This is a genomic window from Pseudomonadota bacterium, assembly GCA_039714795.1.
Classification (GTDB): domain Bacteria; phylum Pseudomonadota; class Alphaproteobacteria; order JAGOMX01; family JAGOMX01; genus JBDLIP01.
In genome coordinates this window covers 1-5,555 of the sequence record JBDLIP010000114.1, presented here as the reverse complement: position 1 = coordinate 5,555, position 5,555 = coordinate 1, and the positions used below count along the sequence as shown (strand labels likewise).

Annotated in this window: 6 protein-coding genes and 1 other RNA gene; 3 read left to right on the top strand and 4 right to left on the bottom strand. The window is 42.3% G+C overall.

Translation table 11 applies throughout. The features are described 5' to 3' along the window. Positions 1-215: 215 nt before the first annotated feature. The 3 genes from ABFQ95_07400 to tssI all read right to left on the bottom strand — a co-directional run bounded on the left by ABFQ95_07400 (position 216) and on the right by tssI (position 3,936). Positions 216-1,061 carry an Mrp/NBP35 family ATP-binding protein gene (locus ABFQ95_07400; protein MEN8237345.1) on the bottom strand — a complete coding sequence of 282 codons (846 nt, stop codon included), beginning with the start codon at positions 1,059-1,061 and terminating at the stop codon, positions 216-218. Positions 1,062-1,134: 73 nt separating this feature from the next. Continuing rightward, entirely contained in the window at positions 1,135-1,842 is a 708-nt protein-coding gene (locus ABFQ95_07395) for a toxin-antitoxin system YwqK family antitoxin (protein ID MEN8237344.1), read from the bottom strand. Between the two features lie 21 nt (positions 1,843-1,863). Then, on the bottom strand, positions 1,864-3,936 hold the full coding sequence (gene tssI, locus ABFQ95_07390) for a type VI secretion system tip protein TssI/VgrG (GenBank protein ID MEN8237343.1): 2,073 nt from the start codon (positions 3,934-3,936) through the stop codon (positions 1,864-1,866). A gap of 204 nt (positions 3,937-4,140) precedes the next feature. Between tssI and ffs the strand changes: the two genes are divergently transcribed. The 3 genes from ffs (at position 4,141) to ABFQ95_07375 (ending at position 4,737) form a co-directional block, all read left to right on the top strand. After that, positions 4,141-4,237: signal recognition particle sRNA small type (gene ffs, locus ABFQ95_07385), an RNA gene on the top strand. 28 nt (positions 4,238-4,265) lie between these two features. Continuing rightward, positions 4,266-4,469 (top strand): twin transmembrane helix small protein, encoded by a 204-nt coding sequence (locus ABFQ95_07380; GenBank protein MEN8237342.1) that lies wholly within the window; start codon positions 4,266-4,268, stop codon positions 4,467-4,469. Positions 4,470-4,482: 13 nt separating this feature from the next. Beyond that, entirely contained in the window at positions 4,483-4,737 is a 255-nt protein-coding gene (locus ABFQ95_07375; GenBank protein ID MEN8237341.1) for an exodeoxyribonuclease VII small subunit, read from the top strand. 233 nt (positions 4,738-4,970) lie between these two features. Here the strand turns inward: ABFQ95_07375 and tnpA are convergent, their stop codons facing one another. Next, positions 4,971-5,402, bottom strand: coding sequence for an IS200/IS605 family transposase (gene tnpA / locus ABFQ95_07370; GenBank protein MEN8237340.1), 432 nt, complete (start codon positions 5,400-5,402; stop codon positions 4,971-4,973). Positions 5,403-5,555: the final 153 nt, after the last annotated feature.

Here is a 5,555-nt window from a genome sequence, read left to right as displayed (position 1 = left end):
ACTTGCAAGCATAATCGCAGATAAGCCTCGGATACCCAATTGTCATTCAACACGGATCTGAATGGACGATCTACCCTGACATTTGGAGAAGATACATATAGACAAACATCAGGATTACTGAGGCTGAAGAACTGAATCCCTTAAAATGATGTGAGAGTTTTTCTGAAACTTTGAACATTTGAGCACCTACCTTCCTGGTGAAGATACCTCAATCTTTACGGGACGGCAACAGATGCGACAGAACCTGCATTAAGGGGTAAATTTTGTATCTGTGCCCATGTTGCGTTGGCCAGATTTGCATACATTAGGGAAATATGGTGCTCTGGATATTGAGTGACTATCGGAGATGATTGATCAGCAGTAATACGCACTAAAGGATTCAATGGTATTTCTCCCAGTAGTGGATAGCCAAGCTTTTTAGCTTCTCTTGCTGCTCCTCCTGTGTCAAAAAGAGTATGCTTTTTATCACAACTATCACAAATAAAATAACTCATGTTTTCTACAAATCCCAACACAGGGATGTTTAACTTTTCAAACATTTGCACTCCTTTTCTTACATCGAGCAAAGCAAGTTCTTGAGGAGTTGAGACAATGACTGCACCACTTACGTGGATTTTCTTTGCAAGAGTCAAATAAGGATCTCCAGTGCCAGGGGGCATGTCGATCACGAGGATATCAAGTTCTCCCCACTCAACATCCAGCAGCAATTGTGACAAAGCCTTTTGGATCATGAGACCGCGCCAAACAAGAGCTGACTCTTGGGGTATAAGAACGCCCATTGACATGCATAAGATGCCGAAACGATCGAACGGAATGATCTTATTTTGCTCATTCAGTTTAGGGCCTGTATTTAGATCGAGCATTTGTGGCAATGAAGGACCGTAAAGATCAGCATCCAACAACCCTACAGAGTGTCCATTCTGTTTAAGCGCTAGCGCCAGATTAACAGCAATGGTTGATTTACCAACACCTCCTTTGCATGAGGCAACACAGATGATGTGTTTAATTGCATTTAGTGGCTTTGGGGGAGTGAAAAATGTTGAGGTGGGTGCGTTGGTCATCTTTCAGAGCCTGTCATGATTTACGTCAATTTGTCTTCTTTTGTAGCATATTCTGTTGGAAAGCAGTGAGTGGCTACCCACTAACCACCTTTCCTTTCTCATCAAATTCCACCGGAGGGCCTATTGCCTCTCCATCCTCATAATGGGTGATTTTCTTGACCTCTCCGGTTTCAAAGTACTCAATGGCCCTGCCCACAAGCTTGTCTTGCACGTAAAATTTCTTTTCCATCACAACACCACTTGGGTAATACAGCTCGGAGTGCCCATCGAGAATATTGTTCTTGTAAGAGACCTTGGTCAGTAAATTTCCAGTCTCAGGATTGTAGGTTTGGAATGAACCATGCAATTCACCTTGACTGTAGTTCATCCGACCACTTGGTTTACCATTGGGGGCATAAAAAATCGCCTCACCATCTTGCTTGCCCGCTTTGTAAGGAATGGTGGCGGTTAACTTCCCTTTTGCATAATACTGACTTATCCCTTCAAGTTTACCTTGTAGAAAAGTCAAACATTGTGTCAATTCTCCTTTGTCATCAAAAGATTCACAACGACCATCCAACTGATTATCACGAAAGTACATTTTTTGACTCAGTGATCCATCTTCGGTAAAAATTTCGGCCGGCCCTTGCAAAATACCCGCTTTGAAAGTTAAGCGTTGGGTAACTTGCCCACTTTCATCTTTTGTTTCTAAAACGCCATCTGGTTGTGGCACAGGTGTTTCTTCTGCTCCCTCTTGCGGAGGTAGATTTTCTTGTACAATCGCTTCTACAGCCTGAGTCATGTATCCATCCTATCAAAAAAGTTAATTCACTTTGACTGTTGCACCTTTAACCGTTGTCACACCAGATGCAATATAGTCAGCCATACCACTAGAGTCCATCTTAATCATTGCCCCTTCCCCTTTCAGATCTGCCGAAGCCTTGGAGTTAATATTCACTCCCTCCATCTCAATATCAGCGCCAGCTTTAATTGTCGTCTCTGCTCCTGATTCTAGGCTCGTTGTCGCTTTCGTTTTGAGTGCAACCGAATTCCCATTAATCGTGATATCCCCTGTCACTGTAATGGCCAAATTGCCATCAACTGTCAACGTATAATCTCCAGTTACGGCATGGGTAAAATTTGCAGCATTGGTGTGTGATTCATCCCCTGTAACATCATGGGTAAGGGTTGCAGCATTGGTGTGTGATTCATCTCCAGTTACATCATGGGTGAGGTTTGCAGCATTGGTGTGTGATTCATTTCCAGTGACTGTAACTGACCTTTCTAGATCAACAGTATGTGTTTCGTTACCTTTCACATCTATTTTACGATCTTTGCCGACAGTCAGGGTTTCAAAGCAATCAATATCAGTTTTACGTGAATCCTTGACCCAAACATTCTTGTCTTTTTCAGCCTGAATATAAATTTCCTCTGATCCCTTAAGATCTTCAAAACGAATTTCATTGTATCCACCGCCCCCGAGCGATGAATCTGTTTTAATCGTGCTCTTGGTTGGTTCATCTGGAAGATAAGGCGGCAAGCTATCGGCGTTATAAACACATCCCGTGACCAGGGGGCGATCTGGATCACCATTGACAAAACTAACGACCACTTCTTGACCAATGCGAGGGGTAAACAACACCCCCCAGTTATTACTGGCCCATCCTTGGGCTACACGTACCCAACATGAGCTCATCTCATCACGTTTACCTTCGCGATCCCAGTGGAATTGAACCTTGATACGACCATATTTGTCAGTCCAAATTTCTTCGCCTCCCTTTCCTGTGACAAAAGCCGTTTGTGTGCCAGAAATCAAAGGTTTATAAGTCCTGCGCGTGGGGCGAAAGATAACACTTGCGTCAAAACCAACAAAGCTGTTCTCGTATAGTGCATCTTTTTGTCTTTGATCCAATTCGGCCACATGCTTCACTTCAAAGAGTGTGTATTGCTTGTTGGCATCTTCACGTGATAGACCTGAGATATTGGTGGTAAACCCAGGCAAGAAGAAAGGAATCGTTGAAGCACCCTGTACGTGCTTTTGCGGCCATTCGTCTCCCTCCATACCAATTTTTACGTCTTCTTCTCCCTCACCCTGATCTTGAAAAAGTCCGGGATAACCATAAACTTTGCCTTCATTTCCCTTACCTGCAAGCGTTGAGAATAGCTGAGTACTTGGGGTCTCATAATTAAAATCTGCGATATCGTGCTGTTTTGAAATCACTGATTGTTTGACAAAACAATGCGTTATCTTGTTTAGAAAATCCACATCGGTTTTAGCCATTTCGAGTTCAGAGTCTTCCGCACCAGGGCAAGGTTGGTAGGCCTGCACATTATCAGCCATAATAAGCTTGTGCTCACCTTGGTTGTGCTCAAAGAAATAGAAGATTCCTTCTTCTTCCATCAAGCGTGAAACAAAATCAAAACAACTCTCGTTAAACTGTACACAATATTCACGTACAGCCTTACCGCGATTTTGTGTGCGATCTTCAAAGCTATTCACACCATTTTCTTGCAAAATCTGTGTAACGATATCCATAGTCGTTTGATTTTGGAAAATGCGGCAATCCTTGGTGAATTTAAGCTGCCAAAGTTTAGGGTATAATTTAGCCGTGTAAGAGGTGATCCCAGACTCTTGCATATAATCAGTATGCCCTTGGACAAATTCACCAATAATGCCATTAAAACAACGCATTTGTTCATCAATGGCAATGGTAACTGTGGCTTCTTGCCCCACGACAGCATCAAAATCGAGGTCACTTTTTTTGGAGATCATCGATAAATCAAACGCAAAGGGCATTGATAAAGCCTCAACCCCTGCAAAACGCTTGAGGACAAGCTCGTCTTTGCCCAAAGGAGTTTCGATTGAAAGATAGACTGTGTCTTGTACTGTCAGCATCGCCTGTAAAACTTTCTTAATCTATACTGAAGAGAAATGAAAACATCTGTTTCCTGATACGCTCAAAGTGCTCATTTACCCATGCAAACTGCAAGCTGGCAGCTATCATCAAACTCAACATTTTGATTCAGCACAGGTATATGACAATAAGTTTAACAGATCGTTCTCTTGTGTTCTATGCACAAATAAGCTTAATATAAGCTCGAGGAGTAGGCACGGGCGAATTGCTTGTGAACCCGGTCAGATTCGGAAGAAAGCAGCCGTAACGAGTCCTATTCGGGTCGTGTTTTTACTCCTCACTACGGTACAATAACCATATTTGGTGAGCCATGTTTACTGACGTCTTTTCCATTCTGCTGTTTTTAGTCCTTATAGCTACTTTACTGACATTGGTTTTAGGGATAGTCTCCATGTTTCGTGCAAAGCCGTCGAAAGACCAAGGCGAGAAAAGCAATCGTTTGATGCGCTGGCGAGTGCTACTTCAGGCTCTCGCTCTGTTAATTTTGGCCATGCTCTTGTTTTTTAAAAGATAAGGAAATTAAAGTGATGAATACCCCCTTGCAATCCCTAACACCTGTTGCAGAGCTTAAGTTTGAACATGCCATGCAAGAGTTAGAAAGCCTAGTACACCAGCTGGAAGAAGGGCAGATGACCCTGGAAGACATGATTGCTGCCTGCGAACGTGGAACGGCCCTAAAAAAGCACTGTGATACAAAGCTCCAACAAGTTCAAGCTCGGATTGACCAAATCATTGTCACTCCTGAAGGGACAATCAGTGCGCAACCCATGGAGAACGTGTAAAACACAGGGCCACCTCATGAAAAAAAATAATCCATAAATATCTCCCTCCAAAAAATTCGTTACAATCCGTTTAAATAGCCCAAAAAAGGTTGGATTTTATTCAAATTTTTGTTACTATACCTTACTACGTGACATTAATAAAACACCACGTAGTAAGGAAAGGAATCAATTACGACCGGATAAAGGCGGTGGTTTGAATAATCGCTTGCAAAGCGGATTAAACGCTTGAAAGCTTAGTGCTCTGATATCTTAAAATCATCTTTTTTGTGATGCTCCTCTTGTTGCTCAATATATTTCTGAACGTCTTCGGTATTAACATTACCAACCGTTACCGCAAAATATCCCCTCGCCCACAAGTGTTGTCCCCAATACCTTTTGCGTAAATGCTCAAACTCTGATAGCAGTTTACGGCTACTTTTTCCTTTAATGTATTGGACTATCTTAGATAAGGACAAACTTGGAGGAAACGATGTTAGCAGGTGTATGTGATCAGGGATCATACTGCCACTTACTATATCTACGTAATTTGCAGTACATATTTCTCGTATTAGGACGCGTGTACGCTGAGCAACTTCCCCTGTCAGAATACAAAACCGGTATTTGGTGCAAAACACCAAGTGATACTTCAAATCATATAGACTGTGTGCACTATGACGATATTCCATACTCTAATTAATACTAAAGTATTCGCCTAAAGGCGAGGGTGTTATTCCCATCCCACCTAACGACATAAAATGGCTCATCCAGATTGGGTTTTGCAACATAAAGCGCCAAATACAGAAATAAGGTGCATCAGAGGAAGATATTATTTGTATAAG

What these genes read in the sequence shown, in the direction of transcription:
- ABFQ95_07375 (MEN8237341.1), top strand. Translation starts at nt 4,483, where the DNA reads ATGAATACCCCCTTGCAATCCCTAACACCTGTTGCAGAGCTTAAGTTT.
- tnpA (MEN8237340.1), bottom strand. Translation starts at nt 5,402, where the DNA reads ATGGAATATCGTCATAGTGCACACAGTCTATATGATTTGAAGTATCAC.
- ABFQ95_07380 (MEN8237342.1), top strand. Translation starts at nt 4,266, where the DNA reads ATGTTTACTGACGTCTTTTCCATTCTGCTGTTTTTAGTCCTTATAGCT.
- tssI (MEN8237343.1), bottom strand. Translation starts at nt 3,936, where the DNA reads ATGCTGACAGTACAAGACACAGTCTATCTTTCAATCGAAACTCCTTTG.
- ABFQ95_07400 (MEN8237345.1), bottom strand. Translation starts at nt 1,061, where the DNA reads ATGACCAACGCACCCACCTCAACATTTTTCACTCCCCCAAAGCCACTA.
- ABFQ95_07395 (MEN8237344.1), bottom strand. Translation starts at nt 1,842, where the DNA reads ATGACTCAGGCTGTAGAAGCGATTGTACAAGAAAATCTACCTCCGCAA.